Origin of the sequence: Arthrobacter sp. Bi83 (assembly GCF_918698095.1) — a bacterium.
In the GTDB taxonomy this organism is placed as follows: Bacteria; Actinomycetota; Actinomycetes; order Actinomycetales; family Micrococcaceae; genus Arthrobacter.
The window spans coordinates 26,534-44,947 of sequence record NZ_CAKKLY010000026.1 but is presented as its reverse complement, the minus strand read 5'-3'; the positions used below and the strand labels follow the sequence as shown (position 1 = coordinate 44,947).

At 67.3% G+C, this 18,414-nt stretch carries 16 protein-coding genes and 1 riboswitch; of the genes, 10 read left to right on the top strand and 6 right to left on the bottom strand.

Features of this window, described 5'->3' with window-relative positions:
- Positions 1-4 precede the first annotated feature (4 nt).
- Positions 5-1,492, bottom strand: a complete 1,488-nt coding sequence (cls, locus tag LQ144_RS13440) for a cardiolipin synthase (RefSeq protein ID WP_230119207.1) — start codon at positions 1,490-1,492, stop codon at positions 5-7.
- 94 nt (positions 1,493-1,586) lie between these two features.
- On the opposite strand from cls, the gene LQ144_RS13435 reads away from it, so the two are divergent.
- The 5 genes from LQ144_RS13435 to LQ144_RS13420 all read left to right on the top strand — a co-directional run bounded on the left by LQ144_RS13435 (position 1,587) and on the right by LQ144_RS13420 (position 6,431).
- Positions 1,587-2,519, top strand: a complete 933-nt coding sequence (locus LQ144_RS13435; RefSeq protein ID WP_230119206.1) for an aminodeoxychorismate lyase — start codon at positions 1,587-1,589, stop codon at positions 2,517-2,519.
- 51 nt (positions 2,520-2,570) lie between these two features.
- The gene (locus tag LQ144_RS13430) at positions 2,571-3,353 is read left to right on the top strand and encodes an alpha/beta hydrolase (RefSeq protein WP_230119205.1); all 783 of its coding nucleotides are present in this window, start codon (positions 2,571-2,573) and stop codon (positions 3,351-3,353) included.
- 142 nt (positions 3,354-3,495) lie between these two features.
- Positions 3,496-3,618 carry a hypothetical protein gene (locus LQ144_RS22990; RefSeq protein ID WP_290369768.1) on the top strand — a complete coding sequence of 41 codons (123 nt, stop codon included), beginning with the start codon at positions 3,496-3,498 and terminating at the stop codon, positions 3,616-3,618.
- Positions 3,619-3,660: 42 nt separating this feature from the next.
- Positions 3,661-5,169, top strand: coding sequence for an FAD-dependent oxidoreductase (locus LQ144_RS13425; protein ID WP_230119204.1), 1,509 nt, complete (start codon positions 3,661-3,663; stop codon positions 5,167-5,169).
- Between the two features lie 254 nt (positions 5,170-5,423).
- A complete protein-coding gene (locus tag LQ144_RS13420) occupies positions 5,424-6,431 on the top strand; it encodes an EAL domain-containing protein (RefSeq protein WP_230119203.1) in 1,008 nt (335 codons plus the stop codon).
- A 44-nt stretch (positions 6,432-6,475) separates the two neighbouring features.
- On the opposite strand, the gene LQ144_RS13415 is transcribed toward LQ144_RS13420, so the two are convergent.
- Genes LQ144_RS13415 through LQ144_RS13405 form a run of 3 tightly spaced genes read right to left on the bottom strand, consistent with a single transcriptional unit; the run spans position 6,476 to position 10,510 of the window.
- Positions 6,476-7,525, bottom strand: coding sequence for a cysteine synthase family protein (locus LQ144_RS13415; RefSeq protein WP_230119202.1), 1,050 nt, complete (start codon positions 7,523-7,525; stop codon positions 6,476-6,478).
- Positions 7,522-9,177, bottom strand: a complete 1,656-nt coding sequence (locus tag LQ144_RS13410) for an aromatic amino acid ammonia-lyase (protein ID WP_230119201.1) — start codon at positions 9,175-9,177, stop codon at positions 7,522-7,524. Before LQ144_RS13410 ends, LQ144_RS13415 begins: the two co-directional genes overlap by 4 nt.
- A gap of 4 nt (positions 9,178-9,181) precedes the next feature.
- A complete protein-coding gene (locus LQ144_RS13405) occupies positions 9,182-10,510 on the bottom strand; it encodes an NtaA/DmoA family FMN-dependent monooxygenase (protein WP_354962155.1) in 1,329 nt (442 codons plus the stop codon).
- 154 nt (positions 10,511-10,664) lie between these two features.
- Positions 10,665-10,780, top strand: a riboswitch (SAM riboswitch).
- Between the two features lie 13 nt (positions 10,781-10,793).
- On the opposite strand from LQ144_RS13405, the gene LQ144_RS13400 reads away from it, so the two are divergent.
- From LQ144_RS13400 to LQ144_RS13390, 3 genes are read left to right on the top strand one after another with little or no spacing between them, the layout of a single operon-like run.
- Positions 10,794-11,102 carry a DUF1737 domain-containing protein gene (locus tag LQ144_RS13400; RefSeq protein WP_230119199.1) on the top strand — a complete coding sequence of 103 codons (309 nt, stop codon included), beginning with the start codon at positions 10,794-10,796 and terminating at the stop codon, positions 11,100-11,102.
- Positions 11,099-11,518 (top strand): rhodanese-like domain-containing protein, encoded by a 420-nt coding sequence (locus LQ144_RS13395; protein ID WP_230119198.1) that lies wholly within the window; start codon positions 11,099-11,101, stop codon positions 11,516-11,518. Before LQ144_RS13400 ends, LQ144_RS13395 begins: the two co-directional genes overlap by 4 nt.
- Complete coding sequence (locus LQ144_RS13390; RefSeq protein WP_230119197.1) at positions 11,519-12,727, top strand: O-succinylhomoserine sulfhydrylase; 1,209 nt, start codon at positions 11,519-11,521, stop codon at positions 12,725-12,727. It abuts the gene before it with no gap.
- A 21-nt stretch (positions 12,728-12,748) separates the two neighbouring features.
- Here the strand turns inward: LQ144_RS13390 and LQ144_RS13385 are convergent, their stop codons facing one another.
- On the bottom strand, positions 12,749-12,934 hold the full coding sequence (locus LQ144_RS13385; protein WP_230119196.1) for a hypothetical protein: 186 nt from the start codon (positions 12,932-12,934) through the stop codon (positions 12,749-12,751).
- A 182-nt stretch (positions 12,935-13,116) separates the two neighbouring features.
- Here LQ144_RS13385 and LQ144_RS13380 point away from each other — a divergent pair, with 182 nt between their 5' ends.
- Together LQ144_RS13380 and LQ144_RS13375 are read left to right on the top strand one after the other, a co-directional pair.
- Positions 13,117-15,009, top strand: a complete 1,893-nt coding sequence (locus LQ144_RS13380; RefSeq protein ID WP_230119195.1) for a transketolase — start codon at positions 13,117-13,119, stop codon at positions 15,007-15,009.
- Positions 15,010-15,065: 56 nt separating this feature from the next.
- Positions 15,066-17,648 carry an AMP-binding protein gene (locus LQ144_RS13375; protein WP_354962154.1) on the top strand — a complete coding sequence of 861 codons (2,583 nt, stop codon included), beginning with the start codon at positions 15,066-15,068 and terminating at the stop codon, positions 17,646-17,648.
- A gap of 7 nt (positions 17,649-17,655) precedes the next feature.
- Here LQ144_RS13375 and LQ144_RS13370 read toward each other — a convergent pair whose 3' ends face one another.
- Positions 17,656-18,315 (bottom strand): aspartate/glutamate racemase family protein, encoded by a 660-nt coding sequence (locus tag LQ144_RS13370; protein WP_230119194.1) that lies wholly within the window; start codon positions 18,313-18,315, stop codon positions 17,656-17,658.
- Positions 18,316-18,414 lie beyond the last annotated feature (99 nt).

The window sequence follows — 18,414 nt, the reverse complement described above, 5'->3', positions numbered from 1 at the left end:
CTATCTACTGAACTGTTGCCGTTAGCCTGGCCACGTTGTCCACGTACCTCGCGGCCAGGGGCCGGCGCATCCAATCCTCGAGATTGAGTTCGTGCGAGATGTCACGGTACGTGTCCTCCACCGCACGCATGCTGTTCACGATCTCCGTCCCGAGCAACATCACCGACACCTCCATGTTCAGCGAGAAGGATCGCATGTCCATGTTGCTGGAGCCGAGGACGGCCACTTCGTCGTCGATGGTGAAGTGCTTGGCATGCAGCACGAAGGGCGCCTTGTAGAGGTAGATCCTCACGCCCGCCTCGAGCAGCGCCTTGTAGTACGACTGCTGAGCGTGGTGGACCAGGAACTGGTCGCCCTTTTCGGAGACAAAGAGTTCGACGTCGACGCCACGCTGCGACGCGGTGGTGATCGCATAAAGGAGTGAGTCGTCCGGCACAAAGTACGGGCTGCAGATGGAGATCCGGTGCTGGGCCGAGTAGATGAGCGTGTTGAACAGCCGGAGATTGTTTTCCGTGCTGAACCCGGGGCCGCTGGGAACCACCTGCGCCGTGACGGTGCCGGGTGAGGTCTCGGCGGGAAGCTCCAGCTGGGCCTGCAGCTGGGCTTCCAGCGACTCGTCCGTCTCGCTGAGCCAGTCGGTGGCGAAGACGACGTTGAGAGTGGGCACGATGGGGCCGCGCAGCCGGGCCATCAGTTCCACCCATTCACGCCCCACCTTGCGGTGCTTGGGGTTGTTGTAGGACGGCTCGATCAGGTTCTGCGATCCGGTGAACGCCACTTCGCCGTCAATCACCATGATCTTGCGGTGGTTCCGCAGGTCCGGCCGGCGCCACTGGCCGTGGATGGGCAGCAGCGGGAGCATCCGCCGCCACTGGATCCGGCTGGCCCTGAGGCGCTTGAGGAGCTTGCGGTAGCCCCTGACCCGAAGGGTGCCGATGTGGTCAAAGAGCACGCGGACTTCGACGCCGCGGTCGGCCGCCTCTTCCAGCGCAGTGAGCAGGTCATCCGTCACGTGGTCTGTGCTCATGATGTAGAACTCGGCGTTGATGAACCTTTTGGCTTTCCGGACGTCCTCGGTCATGGCCCTGATGGAGTCCGGGTAGCCGGGAATCAGCTCCACCGAGTTGCCGTCCACCATGGGAATCGAGCCCAGCCGGCGGTTCAGTTCGGCGGCGGACTGCACCCACTCGGGCCCAGAGTAGTCGCTTCCGACGTCGGACAGCACCGAGGTGCGTGCCCGCACCCTTTCGCTGACCAGCTGCTGCTGCTCCACTCGGCGCCGGGACAGCCGGAAGTTGCCAAAGAGCAGGAAAAGGATCAGGCCCACGGCCGGCACGAAGAAAATGCCCAGCAGCCACGCCATGGCGGTGGTGGGCCGGCGGTTGCCGGGGATGATGCCTACGGCGAGCACGCGGATGATGAAGTCGGCGGTGCCCAGCAGCAGGATCAACCAGGACGGCAAGGTTCCGGCAAGCGGAAATGGCCACAACACAGGTGAAACCTCCAGTATGTCTTGCCCTCGGAGGCATTCCGGAAGGGACGGTCCAGCACAGCCTATCGGGGACGGCCCGCACTAAGCTTGAGGCATGACTTCTCCTGCCTCCGCCACCGTGCTGGTATTCCTCGACCCGGACTATGAATACGGCCGGATTGCCGACCCCGCGCAGCCGCAGCTGATGGCCACCGACCAAGGAGCCACGCGCGGCGACGGCGTTTTCGAGTCCATGCTCGCCGTGGCAGGCCGGACCCGCAAGATCCAGGCGCATCTGGACCGCCTGGGCGGCTCTGCACGGGCCCTGGACCTTGAAATCCCCGGCCAGGAGACCTGGCGGCGGGCCATCGAGACGGGCGTCGCGGCGTTCCGTTCCGACAACCCCGCGGCGTCGCCCGAGGAGGACGAGGCCGTGGTCAAGCTCCTGGTAACGCGCGGAGCGGAGGGCGCCTCCGCCCCCACCTGCTGGGTCCAGGTGTCGGCTGTGGCCGCCGCCGGACGCCGGCAGCGCGAGGCGGGCATCGACGTCATCCTGTTGGACCGGGGCTACGACAGTGACGTCGCCGAACGCGCCCCGTGGCTGCTGCTCGGCGCCAAGACGCTCTCCTACGCCGTGAATATGGCCGCCCTGCGCCACGCCCACAAGCAGGGCGCCGACGACGTCATCTTCACATCGTCAGACGGCCGTGTGCTGGAGGGCCCGACGTCGACCGTTCTGCTGGCGCACGTCGAAACGTCCGACGACGGCGAAACGGCCAAGCGGCTCATCACACCGCAGCTGGACAGCGGCATCCTCGCCGGTACCTCCCAGGGGGCGCTGTTCGCGGCCGCCAAGGCGGCCGGCTGGGAGCTGGGCTACGGCCCGCTGGAGCCCCAGGACCTGTTTGACGCTGACGCCGTCTGGCTGATTTCCAGCATCAGGCTGCTGGCGCCGGTGAACCACATCGACGGCAAAGAGATCGGCACGCCGGCACTGCGGAAGCAGCTGACCGCCGAGCTCAACGAGCTGTTCGCCGGGATCGAGTAAACGCCCGCCGGCGGTTGTGGTGCTGGCCGGCCTGGAGGAAAATAGCGAACCATGGCCAGCACAGTGGAAATCAACGGGCACCCGACATGGGTCGAGGACCAAGGCGGGTCAGGCACACCGCTCCTGCTGCTGCACGGGGGCCTCAGCAACAGCGACGAGCTGCTCAACAGCATCGGGCCGGGCCTTTCCGAAAGCTTCCGCGTTGTCGCCTTCGACCGCCGCGGCCACGGATACACGGCCGACACCGACGCCGACTTCCACTACGCCGGCATGGCGGCCGAAACCATCGGTGTGCTGGAAAATGTCGTGGAGGGCTCGGCCCACCTGGTGGGGTGGAGCGACGGCGGGATCATCGCCCTGCTCGTCGCCTTGCAGCGGCCCGATCTGGTGCGGAAGCTCGTGGTCATCGGGGCGAACTTCCACTACGACGGCATGGTTCCCGTGGAGATGGATCCCGATTCGCCGATGGCGCAGGAACTGGGCAAGGCCTACATCGAACGCTCCCCTGACGGAGCGGGGCACCTGGCTGAGGTCGTCAACAAGAGTTTTGCGATGTTCGCTGCAGAGCCGACGCTCACGGCTGCCGACGTCGCGCAGATCAGCAGTCCGGCGCTCGTGCTGTCCGGCGACGACGACCTCGTCTCACTGTCCCATACCGTCGCCCTCTACGAAGCGCTGCCTGAGGGCCAACTGGGGGTCATACCGGGCGCATCGCACGCGCTTCCCCTCGAACAGCCGGACGCAGTCAACGCCCTGATCCTGAAGTTCCTGGGTGCCGCCGGGCCCCCGCAGACGATGTTCCCGATCCGCCGCGCGCGTCCCGCCAACGCGTAGCTTCGAGCCCGTTCCTTCCCGGACGCGTTACAGGTATGGTCTGGCACAGGAGGAGCTCACATGGACTGGATAACCCTGGTTGCCATTGGCCGTGTTGGTAGCCGGCCGCCATCCTTGCAGCCGCGGGTGACGAATAGCTGTCATGAGCAAGGCGGAGAAAAAGAACCTGCGGTACTGCGATTACTACTGCTTCATGTCGCTGGCGGACTTCACCACCTGGGTGCAGGACGACAGCGGCAATGAGCCGGACATGTCATACACGTGAGCGGTCCTCGCCGGCAGGCCCCGCCCGAGGAAAGGTGGGGCCGTGACTGAGCGGACCGAAGGCAAGCCGGTGTCCCTCTGGGTGGCGACCGCCGGAACCACCGGCTATCCGCAGCTGGTTGCCGACGTCGAGGTCGATGTTGCGGTGATCGGCGGCGGCGTGGCTGGGCTGACGGCGGCGTTGGCCCTCAAGCGTGCCGGCCAGACCGTCGCGGTCATCGAGGCGGCGCGGGTGGGCACCGGAGTCACGGGCCACACCACCGGCAAAGTCACGTCGCTGCACCGGCTCGTGTACTCCGAACTCGCTGAAAGCCACGGTAACGCCACCGCGCGCACCTACGGGCAGGCCAACCAGGCCGCGCTCGAGCACATAGCCCGCACAGTGTCGGAGGAACGCATCGACTGCGGCTTCCGGCGCGTGGCCAACTACACCTACGCAGAATCGCAGGCGGCCCTGGACCTGGTCAGGACAGAAGCCGACCTCGCTGCCGGGCTCGGCCTGCCGTCTTCCTTCACCACCGATGTTCCCTTGCCCTTTCCAGTACGGGGCGCCGTCCGCTTCGACGGCCAGGCGCAGCTCCACGCACTCAAGTACCTTCAGGGCCTCGCCGACGCGGTCGACGGCGACGGCAGCTTCGTGTTCGAGGAGACCCGGGCCGTGGGCCTCCGGGACGGCGGGCCGGCCGTGGTGGACACCGAGCAAGGTTCCGTCCGGGCAAGGGACGTCATCGTGGCCACGAATGTGCCGTTCGGGGACCGGGGATCCTTCGATGCGCGGTGTTACCCGCACCGCTCCTACATCGTCGCCAGCCGCGCCGGCGGGCCAACCCTGGATGCCACCTTCATCAGCGTTGACGAGCCGATGCGCTCCATCCTGACCGTCGACGTCGATGGCGCCAGTTACGTGCTCACCGGAGGTGAGGGGCACCGGGTGTCCGACGGCGGCGACTCCGCCCCGCGGTATGCCCGGCTGGCGTCCTTCTCCCGCGAGCGCCTCGGAGCCGGCGAGGCCGCCTACCGCTGGTCCACCCAGGACGCCATGCCCGTGGACGGGTTGCCTTACGTCGGCCCCCTGTTCCCCGACGCCAAGCACGTCCACGTGATCACCGGGCTGCGCAAATGGGGCCTGACCAACGGCACCGCCGCTGCGCTCATCCTCACGGACGCCCTCTGCGGCCGGCACAACCCCTGGGCGGCGATGTTTGACAGCAGCCGGCCCACGCCCATGACGGCGGCGGCACAATCCCGGGCGGAGGACGCCCCGCCGGACAGTGCGGCTCCCGGGCCGGCTGTCCAGCCCTACCTCGCAATCCCTGCGCCCGGAGCAGGAACGGTGGTTGACCTGGACGGAGAGCTGACAGCTGTCTATACCGACCCCGCGGGGAGGGTTCAGGCCGTCTCGGCTGTCTGCACCCACCTCGGCTGCACCGTCGGGTTCAACGCGGAGGACGTGAGCTGGGACTGCCCCTGCCACGGTTCCCGGTTCGCCATCGACGGCGCCGTCATCCAAGGCCCGGCCGCGAAGGACCTCCGCCCAAGGCCGCTGCCCTGATGCGCGTAAAGTTGCACGTGAAATGTGGGTACTGAATAAAGCAGACAAGTCGCTCACAGCCGTTGTACGCTTCTAGAACGGCCCGCCCGCCACATCCCGCAGGGATGCAGCGGAGCAGGGCCCGGTTCCGGGCTCAGCCGGAGCGAGTATCCATAAAGGAATAGCCGATGTCCAGGGATGAAACCTCCCTTCCTTCATTGACAAACTCACTACCCACCGAGGGCCGGGGGGCCCAGGCAGCCTTGCCAGGTGACGTGGGTGAAATAACTGTGCGCTGGCAGGCCCAGGAAATTATCGACGTCCTGCTGGCGGAGTCCGATCCTGAGAGCGACTGGACCCGCAGCAAACTCCGCGAGCTGGTGGCGGCGCATCCCGATCACCCCGAACGTGCGCTCCTCCAGCACCTCACTGCGACCACAGCGATCACCAACAGCGAGGATGAAGGGGCCGAAGTTGTGCCAATCCGGGCAGCCGAGCCTGTCCCGGTTCCATTCACGCGGCGCAGCAGGAACCGGATCGAAGCCGTCCTTGGCGACAAGATGCTCATGACGGCCTTCCAGCCGATCCGCAGCCTTCCGGCCGGGAACGTGATCGGCGTCGAGGCCCTCACCCGGTTCGTCAGCGATGACGGCGCCAGCGCCGACCACTGGTTCACCGAGGCAGAATCCGTTGGTCTTGGTACCGATCTCGAAATCGCCGCCCTGCTCCGGGCACTCACCGCAGCTCAGACGGTCCCCGCGCACCTCTTCATCGCGCTGAACCTCACGCCGGCCACGTGCATGGATCCCCGGATCCAGGGTTTGCTGGAGCATTCCCAGCTGGCCCTCGACCGGATCGTCATCGAGCTGAACGGCGCAGTCCCCCGAGACCAGTACCAGTCGCTGACCGCAGCCCTGGCACCGCTCCGCCGCCGCGGACTGCAGATTGCCGTGGACGGCGCCGGCGCCGGATTCACCTCCATGGACCAGGTCCTGGAACTCCACCCCGATATCATCAAGCTGGACCGCGGGTTCATCGCGGACATCGATCGCTCGGAGGGACAGCGGACCCGAGTCGCCGCCATGGCCGAACTCGCCAGTCACATCGGTGCCGCCTTCGCGGTACAGGGCGTCGAAACCCTGGCCGAACTCGCTGCGGTCACCGAGCTCGGCATCGTTGCGGCGCAGGGTTATCTCCTGGGCCGGCCGTCGGTGCACCCGCTGGACTGGAACGCCTGGACAGAGTCTGAACGCGAGTCCGCCGCGAGCGGCCCCGCTTCCTGACAAAGGGCCCCGCTTCCTGATGCAAGCAGATGCGGGCCGGGGAACTACTCCTCTGCCAGGTCCGCGGCCAGATGGATGTGGTTGTCCGCCAGCCACACAGGATTAAAGGCCTTGCTCAGGTAATTGCTGCCGGTGTCCGGAGCTATCGCCACCACCACTGACCCGCGCGGCGCCGCCCGCGCCACGCGGAGTGCTGCGGCCACGGTCAGCCCCGAGGACGGTCCCAGGGACAGGCCCTCCTCATTGAGCAGCCGGTGCAGCGTGGTGTACACCTCGTCGTTCGGGATCCGGAGAAACCGGTCCAGGAGGCCGCGGTCAAAGACCTTCGGCCAGTCGGGCCTGGGCCAGGAGTTGCCCACGCCGTCCACCAGGATCTGTCCGGGGTGACCGCCGCTGTAGACCGAGCCGTACGGATCGGCGCCGATCACCTCCACGTGGCCGGCGGACTTCTCTTTCAGGTACCGGCCGTTCCCCGTGATGGTGCCCCCGGTGCCGACCCCCGCCACGAAGTGCGTGATCCTTCCAGCCGTCTGCTCCCAGATTTCCGGGGCCGTCCCGTCGTAGTGCGCCCGCGGGTTGGCTGGATTGTCGAACTGCAGCGGCCGCCACGCGCCCGGGGTTTCGGCGGTGATGCGGGCAGCAACCGCCCTCGCATTTGCCGGCGAATCCGACGGGGCGCTCCAGTCCGTGAACAGGACCTGTGCACCATAGCGCCGCAGCGCCTCAAGTTTTTCCGTGGAGATGGACTCGCCTGTCACCACCACCACTGGATGCCCGGTGAGGGCTCCGATCAGGGCCAGCCCGATCCCGGTGTTCCCTGACGTGCTCTCCACAATCGTGCCGCCGGGCTGCAGCTCGCCGCTGCGCTCGGCCGCGCGGACCATGCTCAGGGCCGTCCGGTCCTTGATGGACCCGCCCGGGTTCTCCGATTCCAGCTTGGCGAAAACCGTGCTGCCAAGGCCCCGGCTCAGCACGGGCAGGGGCACCAGCGGCGTGTTGCCCACCTTCGCCAGCACGGACCCGGCGTCTGCCCCCAGATCCACGACTGGCGCCGCATGCCGTGGCGGCTCGTGCCTGCCTGTCATGGTGCTCATGTTTCTCCTCCCGACCCGTCCACGTCACCCGGCGGCGGGAGTCGCAGCTCCGGGAGCACCGCCAGCAGTTCCCCCAGTTCGTCCCGTCCCCGCTCCACTAGGGCTGCCGCCGGCAGCTGCTCGGCCAGCAGCTTTGATAAAAGGACGACGACGACGCCGGTCCCCTTGCCGAGCGGCCGCACCTCATCCGCGGACTCGCTCCCGCGGGTGTGCGCTGACTGCGCTTCCGCCAGCAGATAGGCGGCCGTCAGCGCCTCGATCGTGAGGAGTCTGCCGGCGACCTCCACCGAGCGCTCCAGCTGCTGGAGCGCCAGCGGGGCCAGCGTCGAGTGGTCCTCCACATCGGCGGACAGCGTGGGGGCGCCCAGTGTTGCAGGCGCCGCGAGGAACTTCAGTTCGGCCGCCATCCCCGCGGCCGAATACCAGAGCAGGCCCGGCAGTTCCTCGGACGCCAGGGCCGTGCCGCTGCGGGCCGCCGCCAGGTTCAGCTGCCGGATGAGCCGCTGCGGCGGGTAGAGCTTGGCGATCCGCCGTTCACTGCTGATGCCCACGTGCGCCAGTCCCAGGCGCAGGGCTTCGAAGGCCAGCGCCAGCTGCATCGGCTGGAAGTTCCCGCCGGAAACCATCCGGCCGGCGACCACATCCGTCAGCGGGTTGTCGCCCCGGCCGTTGAGCTCCACCTCGAGCGCATCGGCAAGGGCGGTGATCTGGGCGCGGAAGGCTCCGTGCGTCTGCGGCGCGGCACGGAAGGACAAGGCATCCTGCACCGAGGCTTCACGCCGTGGGTCCTCCAGCCAGCCGCCGCGCACCAGCCGCCGGACATTGGCGGCCGAGATTCTTTGGCCGTCCACCGCCTTGGCCGACTGCACGGCCGGCGAAAACGGGCTGAGGTTCCCGCCGCCGTCGTACCTTGCGGTTGCCTCCAGCGACAGGGCCAGAGCGGTATCCGCGAGGTCGGCAAACCGCAGGAGCCGGCCGAGCTCGAGCGCGCCGGCGCCGATTGAGTAGGAGTTGGCGCTGACCAGCGCCAGTGCCTCGCCAGGGGCCAGGACCAGCGGCTCAAGGCCGGCCTCGGCGAGCGCAGCGGCACCGGCCACCAGACTGCCGTCGGGGGCCAGCGCCTGCCCCTCGCCGATGGCGACGGCGGCCACCGCGGCCAGCTGCGTCAGGTCAGAGGAGCCCACGGAACCGTCGCGTGGAACGGCAGGAACCACTCCCCGGTTGAGCAGTTCGGCATAGAATCTGGCTATTTCGGGGCGGACGCCCGAGCCGCCGCGGGTGAAACCGACGAGCCTCGCGAGCATGACGGCGCGCACTTCATCCGGCGCGAGCAGCGCCCCCACGCCGCTGTGGTGGTAGCGGACCACCTGAACCTGGTAGGCAAGGATGGACTCCTCCTCCACAGCCGTGTCCCGGCCCGATCCCAGCAGCGTATTGAGCCCATAGACCCTGTGGCCGGAATCGATGGCAGCCTGGACCACGTCGCGGGACAGCCCCATGAGCTCCGTTGCTTCCGCACTCAGGACGACTTCCACTGACGGATCAGCGGCGGCCTGCGCGACGTCGGCGGCGCGGAGGTGCGCCGTTCCGATCAGGAAGCTGCCCCTCCGGACTCCCGGCAAAAGGCCCCCGGACGCTCTGACTCCGGCCATGGCACTAAAAATCCAGCAGGTTCCGGCGGAACCCGCCGTCACCGTAGCTCGTCCGCAGCAGTCCCCGGCGCCGGAGCACCGGCGCGAGTTTGTCCAGCACCCCGTGGACAGTGGCCGGGTCAACGAAGCCGGAGAAGAGGAAGCCGTCCCCGCCCACCGCGGCGCCCGTTTCCTCAAGGTGGTCCGCGATTTCCTCGGCTGTGCCGACGATGCTGTCCCCCGCGCCGCCGCTCCGGGCCTGCAGGACTTCACGGAGGGTCGAGCCCGGCGGGGCAGCCTTGGAGAAGTGCTCCAGCGTTCCCTGGTTGCTGTTGGTGGTGAGGTCCGGCAAGGGCTCGTCCAGGTCGAACTGTTTGAAGTCGATGACGGACAGGTATGAGATCGAGTTGAGCTGGCTGTCGATGTCCCGCTGCGTGAGTTCCTTCCGCGCGGCACGCAAGTCCTCCGCCTCTGCTTTGGAGCCCACCACAGTGGGTTTGAGCACGAACAGCACCTTGACGTCGTCCGGGTTCCGGCCGGCGGCGGCCGCCACGGAGCGGATGGAGTCGCGGTACGCCTTCATGCCGTCGGCTCCGCGGGCCAGCGCAATGGCGACGTCGGCATTGCCACCGGCGAACGCCTTGCCGCGCGGGGAAGCCCCGGCCTGCACCAGCACGGGCTCCTCCGGCAGGGGTGCCGTGTTCAGCGGACCCCGGACCTTGAAGAACTCGCCGGCGTGGTGGATGGGCCGGACCTTGGTGTGGTCAGCGAAGACGCCGCCCTGGGCGTCCTCCACGATGGCGTCCCCGTCCCAGCTCCGCCAAAGCTTCCGGACCACGTCCACGAACTCCTCGGCCTTCTCGTAGCGGAGGTCGTGCTCGATCTGCTGGTCCAGGCCGTAGTTCTGGGCGGCGAGGTCGCTGCCGGACGTCACCACGTTCCAGCCCAGCTGCCCGCTGGAGAAGTGCTGGAGCGTGGCCAGCAGCCGGGCCGCGGTGAACGGCGGATAGAACGAGGCACTGACAGTCGGCACGATCCCCAGGTGCTCGGTGGCGGACAGCAGGTACGGCACGAGGGCCAGCGGATCGTGCTTCGGCGCGAAGGATGCCTGCGCCAGGCTCACCTCCGCGCTGCCGCCGTAGGTGTCCGGGACGGTGAGGGAGTCCTCGATGATGAACAGGTCAAGGCCCGCCCGCTCGAACTCCCGCACGGCATGCTGGTACAGCGAGGGCTTCTTCCAGTCGTAGCCGATGCCGTAGCCCGGCGTCCCCCAGCCCTGCACACCAAAGCCGTGGCCCACAAACCATCCAAAATGCAGCATGGGACTGACTGTATTGGCGTTCGACGCGTTCACTGTTGCCTGGTTTCATCCGGCGTTACGGTGGTTCATCTCCCGTCATTATCCCCCCGGCCAGCGGCTTTGTAACCGAAGCAACCGGCGTCGAGCGTTACGGAACATGACGACGGCGGCGGTGCCAGCCGCCGTCGTCGGTGTTACGTTTTTGGGGAGTAATGAGAACCGGCGCCAAGCCCTGACTGGCCGGTCGGCAACCCTCCCTTTCGCGGCGGGGTGCCTCAGGTGAATACTCGGCATATCGACCACTTCGAGCTGCAAGCGTGAGAGAAGGAGATCCGTCATGTCGGACGCCCCCGCCGGCGACACCCTGCCGTCCCAGCAGGACAAACCTGAGAAAAAGCTGTCCTACCGCCTCATCACGGGGCCGGACAACCGCGACTTCTGTGAACGCATCTCCGCTGCCCTGGCGGAGGGGTATGTGCTGCACGGCAGCCCCGCAGCCGCCTTCAACGGCAGGGACGTGATCGTGGCGCAGGCCGTGATCCTGCCCGCCGCCATCGCCACGGCCGACGCAGCGGTGGCCACCGCCGTGGACCGGCTGGACTCGGACGATGACCTCAACGCCGAAGCATTCGAGGGCCACGCATGAGCTACGCGGGAGACCTCACGCCGCAGGAGGCATGGGCCAAACTCGAAGACGGCGCCATCCTGGTGGACGTCCGCACCGAGGGCGAATGGGCCCACATCGGCATCCCGGAAACCGCAACCGCAAACGATCAGCGGAATGACCCGCTGTTCATCCAGTGGACCTTCCCGGGCGGCATCCCCAACCCTGCATTCATCGAGCAGCTGAAGCAGCAGGCTCCGGCGGACACCTCCACGGAGCTCGTTTTCCTCTGCCGGTCCGGCCAGCGCTCCATCGCGGCCGCCGTCGCAGCGACCCAGGCGGGCTTCACCTCGTATAACGTCCTCGAAGGCTTTGAAGGCGAACCGGACCGTTACGGCGAGCGCACCGTCAACGGCTGGAAGAACCGCGGCCTCCCAACGAACCTGGGAAAGAACTAAGTGACCTTCAATCAAGATGCCGCCGGCTGGAGCCCCGAAACCCAGGCCGTCCGCGGCGGGCTGGACCGCACCAACTTCCAGGAAACCACCGAACCCATCTTCCTGACCTCGGGCTTCGTGTACGAGTCCGCTGCCGCGGCCGAGCGGGCCTTCACAGGCGAGGACGAACGCTTCGTCTACTCCCGCTACGGCAACCCGTCCGTGGCCACCTTCCAGGAACGCCTCCGCCTGCTCGAGGGCACCGAGGCGTGCTTTGCGACGGCGTCCGGCATGTCGGCGGTATTCACCGCCCTGGGTGCCCTGCTGGGTGCCGGGGACCGTGTGGTGGCCGCCCGCTCGCTGTTCGGCTCCTGCTTTGTGATCCTGAACGAAATCCTGCCGCGCTGGGGCGTGGAGACGGTCTTCGTGGACGGACCGGACCTTGAGCAGTGGCGCGCTGCCCTTTCGGAGCCCACCGCCGCCGTCTTCTTCGAGTCGCCGTCCAACCCGATGCAGGAGATCGTAGACATCGCCGCCGTCAGCGGACTGGCCCATGCGGCCGGCGCCACCGTCGTGGTCGACAACGTCTTTGCCACACCCCTGCTGCAGCGCTGCGGCGACCTCGGCGCGGACGTGATCGTCTACTCCGGCACCAAGCACATCGACGGCCAGGGCCGCGTGCTGGGCGGCGCCATCCTCGGCACCAAGGAATTCATCGACGGGCCGGTCAAACAGCTCATGCGCCACACCGGGCCCGCACTCTCCGCGTTCAACGCCTGGGTGCTCACGAAGGGCCTGGAGACCATGGCGCTGCGCGTAAACCACTCCTCGGCCACCGCACTGCGCCTGGCCGAATGGCTTGAAGAACATCCCGCCGTCAGCTGGGTCAAGTACCCGCTGCTGAAGTCCCACCCGCAGTACGAGCTGGCCGCAAAGCAGATGAAGGCCGGCGGCACCGTGCTCACACTGGAACTCGCGACGTCGGGCGGCCGGTCCGGCAAGGAAGCCGCCTTCGCGCTGCTGGACGCGCTGAAGATCATCGACATCTCCAACAACCTGGGCGACGCCAAGTCCCTCATCACCCACCCGGCCACCACGACGCACCGCGCCATGGGCCCGGAAGGCCGTGCAGCCATCGGGCTCAGCGACGGCGTGGTGCGGCTGTCGGTGGGCCTGGAGGATCCGGAAGACCTGATCGCGGACCTGGAGCAGGCGCTCAAGCAGATCTGAGTGAGTTTGCAGCCCTGAAGCCTACTGCTGGTAGGTGATGTAGGCCTCGTACTGCACCCGCCACTTCTCCGGGTTCTTGGGATCAGGAATGGTGGTGGTGAGGAACTGAACGCTTGTCACCTGGCCCTTGAGGTACTTCAGCCATTGGGTGACTTCGTGCGCCACGTCCCGGTCGAGCTGGGCTACGTGGTGGACTTGCATAGCCATGGGAGCCTCCTTGATTGGTGGGCTGACTTTACTACCGGCCGCCACCACACAGCCACCCCTCACACACGTCTATGGGCGGTGGCGGACAACTCACGTCTTCCGCAGGCACTGGCTTGCGGGTATGACAGGTATAGGCGTTCCGGACACGAGGGCGCCTTTGAGCCGGCGAAAGGTGATTTGCGATGACCGAACATCAGGGACTGGCCCCGGCGCCGATGACCGCAGCACAGGCCGGCGTCATCGGGAGCCTGGCCGCTCAACTGCGGGTGGACTCCATCCGGTGCAGCACACAGGCCGGGTCCGGCCATCCCACCTCATCATTGTCGGCTGCGGATCTCATGGCCGTCCTGCTCGAGCGGCACCTCCGCTATGACTGGGACCAGCCATCGCTGCCTGCCAATGACCACCTCATTTTTTCCAAGGGCCACGCCTCCCCGCTGCTGTACTCCATGTACCGGGCGGTGGGCGTGGTCGATGAGGACGAACTGATCAATACCTACCGGCAGTTCGGCAGCCGCCTGCAAGGCCACCCCACACCGGTCCTGCCCTGGGTTGATGTGGCCACCGGATCATTGGGCCAGGGCCTGCCGGCCGCGGTGGGCGTGGCACTGGCCGGACGGTACCTGGACCGGCTCCGGTACCAGACGTGGGTGCTGTGCGGGGACAGCGAACTGGCCGAAGGGTCCATGTGGGAGGCCCTGGACAAGGCCGCCTACTACAAGCTCGGCAACCTCACAGCCGTCGTGGACGTCAACCGCCTGGGCCAGGACGGGCCCACGGAACTCCAATGGGACATGGACCGGTACGCCCGGCGCGTGGAAGCCTTCGGGGCCGACGCCCTCGTCATCGACGGCCACGATCTTGCCGCGATCGACGACGCACTCACCCGCGCGCGCTCCAATCCCGACCAGCCGACCGTCATTCTGGCGAAAACCATTAAGGGCAAAGGCGTGCCCGAAATCGAAGACCAGAACGGCTGGCACGGCAAAGCCCTTCCGAAGGACATGGCCGAACGCGCCGTGGCAGCCCTCGGCGGGCCCGGCAGCCTGCGGATAACCACGGCTCTGCCCGAACCGGGCACACCCGCCATCACCGCCAACCCCCTGGCATCTGTCCGCCTGCCCCGCTGGGAGGTGGGCGACGAGGTGGCGACCCGGGCCGCCTTTGGTGCCGCTGTATCCGCGCTGGCCGCGCGTCCCGAAACCGTCGTTCTGGACGGCGAAGTGGGAAACTCGACCCACGCCGGTGAATTCGAGGACGCTGCCCGGGAACGGTACTTCGAAATGTTTATCGCCGAACAGCAGCTCATCGCCTCCGCCGTCGGGCTCTCGGTCCGCGGCTACGTGGCGTTCGCGGCCAGTTTCGCCGCGTTCCTGATATCCCGGCCCTTCGACTTCATTCGGATGGCCGGCGTCTCCCAGGCCAGCATCCGGCTGGTTGGCACCCACGCCGGCGTCGAAATCGGCCAGGACGGCCCGTCGCAAATGGCACTGGAGGACATCGCTGCCATGCGGGCCGTGCACACCTCCACCGTGCTCTACCCCGCCGACGCCCCCTCCACCGCCCAACTCGTCGAGACCATGGCGGACACCGCCGGAATCTCCTACCTTCGCGCCACCCGCGGCGCCTACCCGGTCATCTACGGGCCAGACGAAAAATTCCCGCTCGGCGGATGCAAAGTCCACCGCGCGGGCCCCAATGACGCCGTGGCGCTCATCGGTGCCGGGGTCACGCTGCACGAATGCCTCATGGCGGCGGGGCAACTGGCCGAAGCCGGGATCAAAGCCCGCGTCATCGACCTCTACTCCATCAAACCCATCGACGCGGAGACCCTGCGCCGGACCTGCCTCGAGACCGGCGGCCGGATCGTCGTCGCAGAAGACCACTACCCCGAAGGCGGCATCGGATCCGCCGTGCTCGAAGCCCTCGCCGGCACAGACACCCCCGAACTCCACACCGTCCTGCTTGCCGTCAGGTCACTGCCCACGTCCGGCAAACCCCAGGAATTGCTCGACGCCGCCGGCATCTCCGCCCGCCACATCACCGCAGCCGCCCGCAGCCTTGTAGGAGCCTGAAGCGACACATTTCAGGCGACGTAACAAGACCCGTCACAGTTTTACTTAGGTAAGGCTTGGCTAATATCATCGTCCGGGTGACCACGCAGCTAGATTTCGCGCGGGCGTCCTTTGCCGCGGATCTTGCGAGCCACGGGGACAGGCCCGCCATCCTCACCGACGGACAAGCCCTGACCTATCGGGACCTGGCGGACCGCGTCGATGCCCTTGCCCTCCGGCTCGGCACCGAGCGGCGCCTCGTGGCGCTGGCCGCCGCCAACGACCTCGACTCGCTCGTCGCCTACCTGGCGGCGCTGACCTCCGGCCATCCGCTGATCCTTCTTCCGGAGGACAAACCGGCTGCCCTGGAGTCCCTCGTGGCGGCCTACGATCCCGACGTCATCCTGAGGTCCGCGAACGGGCAGACCGTCCTGGAGGAACGCCGGCCCGGGACGCGGCACCAACTGCATCCGGATCTTGCCCTCCTGCTCAGCACGTCAGGCTCCACCGGCTCCCCCAAGCTCGTCCGGCTCTCACACCAGAATCTGCAGTCCAACGCCGAGTCCATTGCCGACTACCTCGGCATCGGTCCGCACGACCGCGCGGCAACAACGCTGCCCATGTCGTACTGCTACGGGCTGTCCGTGATCAACAGCCACCTGCTCCGCGGCGCCGGCCTGGTGCTCACTGACCTCTCCGTCGTTGACCCGTGCTTCTGGGACCTGTTCCGAAGCCAGGCGGCGACGTCCTTCGCGGCCGTTCCCTACACCTTTGAACTTTTGGAACGGGTAGGGTTCGCGGACATGGACCTGCCCCTCCTTCGCTACGTCACCCAGGCCGGCGGCCGCCTGGCCCCGGAGAACGTGCGCTGCTACGCGGAGCTGGGACGCCGCAACGGCTGGGATTTATTCGTGATGTACGGCCAGACGGAGGCCACCGCCAGGATGTCCTACCTGCCCGCGGAACTCGCCAGCACGTTTCCCGGCGCCATAGGGACCCCGGTGCCCGGCGGGAGCTTCCGCATCGATCCTGTCCCAGGGCTGGACGACGGGGAGCTCGTCTACACAGGCCCGAACGTCATGCTGGGCTATGCCGGCAGCCCGGACGATCTCGCAGCGGGCCGGACCATCCATGAGCTACGCACCGGCGACCTCGCCAGGCAGCATCCCGCCGGAGTTTACGAGGTGGTGGGCCGGCGCAGCCGGTTCGTCAAGATCGTGGGACTGCGCGTGGACCTCGGTCAGGTGGAACGGATGCTCGCGGACCTCGGGGTGCAGGCGGCCAGTGCGGGAACGGACCAGGGACTCGTCGTCGCCGTCGAGGGCGAGCACGACCCGCGGCTGCTCAGCAAGGTCCTCGCGCAGGGTATCGGGCTGCCGCGGGCGGCCCTCGAGGTGCACGCCGTCGAACATCTCCCGCGCCTGGCCACCGGCAAGCTGGACTACCCGGCAGTTCTCGCCCTTTCCGGTTCCAAGCCGGCGGAGCCGGCATCGGGGCCCGCCGCCGCAACGGGGCCGGACAACGTCAGAAGGATTTTCGAGGACACCCTGGAGCGTGCGGACATCTCCGACAGCGACACCTTCGTCTCGCTTGGCGGCGATTCCCTGTCCTATGTGGCGGCATCCGTCAGGCTCGAGCAGGCTCTGGGGCGTCTTCCGGCGGACTGGCATCTGACGCCCGTCCGCGATCTGGAACCGCGCCGCGAGGATGTGCCAGTCCGGAAGCTGCGGCGGTTCTTCGCACCATTGGAAACCAGCATCGTCCTCAGGGCGGCCGCGATCGTCTGCATCGTCAGCACTCACGTCGGCTTGTTCAGCCTGCAAGGGACGGCCCACGTTCTCATGGCCGTGGCGGGCTACAACTTTGCGCGTTTCCAGCTCTCGGGGGAACGGCTCCCCCGCCTGCGGCGGCAGCTCAGGAGCGCGGCCAAGGTGGCGGTGCCGAGCATGGCCTTCATCGGTGCAGCGTACCTGATCACGGACAGATACAGTCCTGCCAACGTGGTGCTCCTCAACGCCATCATCGGGCCCGAGGCCGTGACCACGCGGTGGCACTTCTGGTTCATCGAGGTGCTCGTCTATCTGCTCGTCGGCATGACCGCCCTGCTCGCCATCCCGTGGGCAAGCCGTGCCGAGCGGCGCTTCCCCCTGCTCTTCCCCTTGGCATTGACCGGCGTCGGGCTTCTCACCCGCTTCGGGATTATCGACCCCGGAGTGCCACACACAGCGCCGGCACTCTGGCTCTTCGCACTGGGCTGGGCGATTGCGCGGTCCCGGAACCTGGGCCACCGCTGCGCCGTGTCGGCCATTGCAGCGCTGACTGTTCCCGGGTTCTTCGACAACGCGAACCGGGAAGCAACACTCCTCATCGGGATACTCGTGCTGGTGTGGCTGCCGGCCATTCCTGTGCCGACGGGCCTCCGCCGCCTGACGGTGGTGCTGGCCAGCGCTTCTCTGTACGCCTACTTGGTCCACTGGCTGGTCTTTCCGCCGCTGGCCGGGATCAGCCCCGCGCTGGCCGTCACCGCCTCGCTTGCCGCAGGGTTGGCCTACTGGGCCCTGTGCACGCGGGTTGCCAGCTCGGCAAACCGGTGGAAGGCACACAGGAGGACGGCCCGGTCAGCCGTGGCGGGCGCGAAGGCGTCCACGATGGGTGCTTAGCAAGCCCTTAGACTGCCTGCAGCTCCCGGGCCGCCACCGCAGAGACGAGCATGGAACCGGCAGCCACAACGGGATCGATAACGGGTATGCCCAGCCTGCGGCGCAAGACATCCGCCATGCCGATGCTCGTCAGGCCGGTGCTCGCCTCAACGATGACGTCAGCACCGGCATCCACCAGCATGTGGGCCGCAGCGAGGGAATCGAAAATACCCGTCGGCATGAGGAACCCCTCGGACGTTTCCACGCCCTCCGGCCCGTCGATCAGCAGCATGCGGTCGCCGAGGGCGTCGGAAATGGGTCCGGGAACCGAGTGCTTCAGGCCCAGCACGCCCACCCGCCCGCCGAACGTAAGCGCGGCGGCGGCAGCCGACGAGCCGGCCCCGACCACCGGAATATCCAGCAGGGCGCGCACCTCGGCCAGTCCCGGGTCCGCGGCGCAGCTGACAATCAGGGCGTCAACCTCACCCGCCATTTCGAGCGCCAGTTCCACAACCTTAGGAACGGCCAGCCGAAGCGACTCTGCGTCGTAGACGCCCGACGGCTGGGCCGGAATGCAGCGCGACGTCACCTCGAAGCCGAAAGATTCCTGCAGCAGCTTTCCGTGGGAGTTGAGCAGACGCCGGTCTGACGTCGTCAAAGCCCGGATGACACCTACACGCATGGTCATGCCTTCCCCGAGTGGATCTTGTGCTTCCACCCTAGCCAGACAATATTTCGTGCGGTTTGCCGGGAAATGACCATCGGAAACCTCCCCGCCACTCAGCGC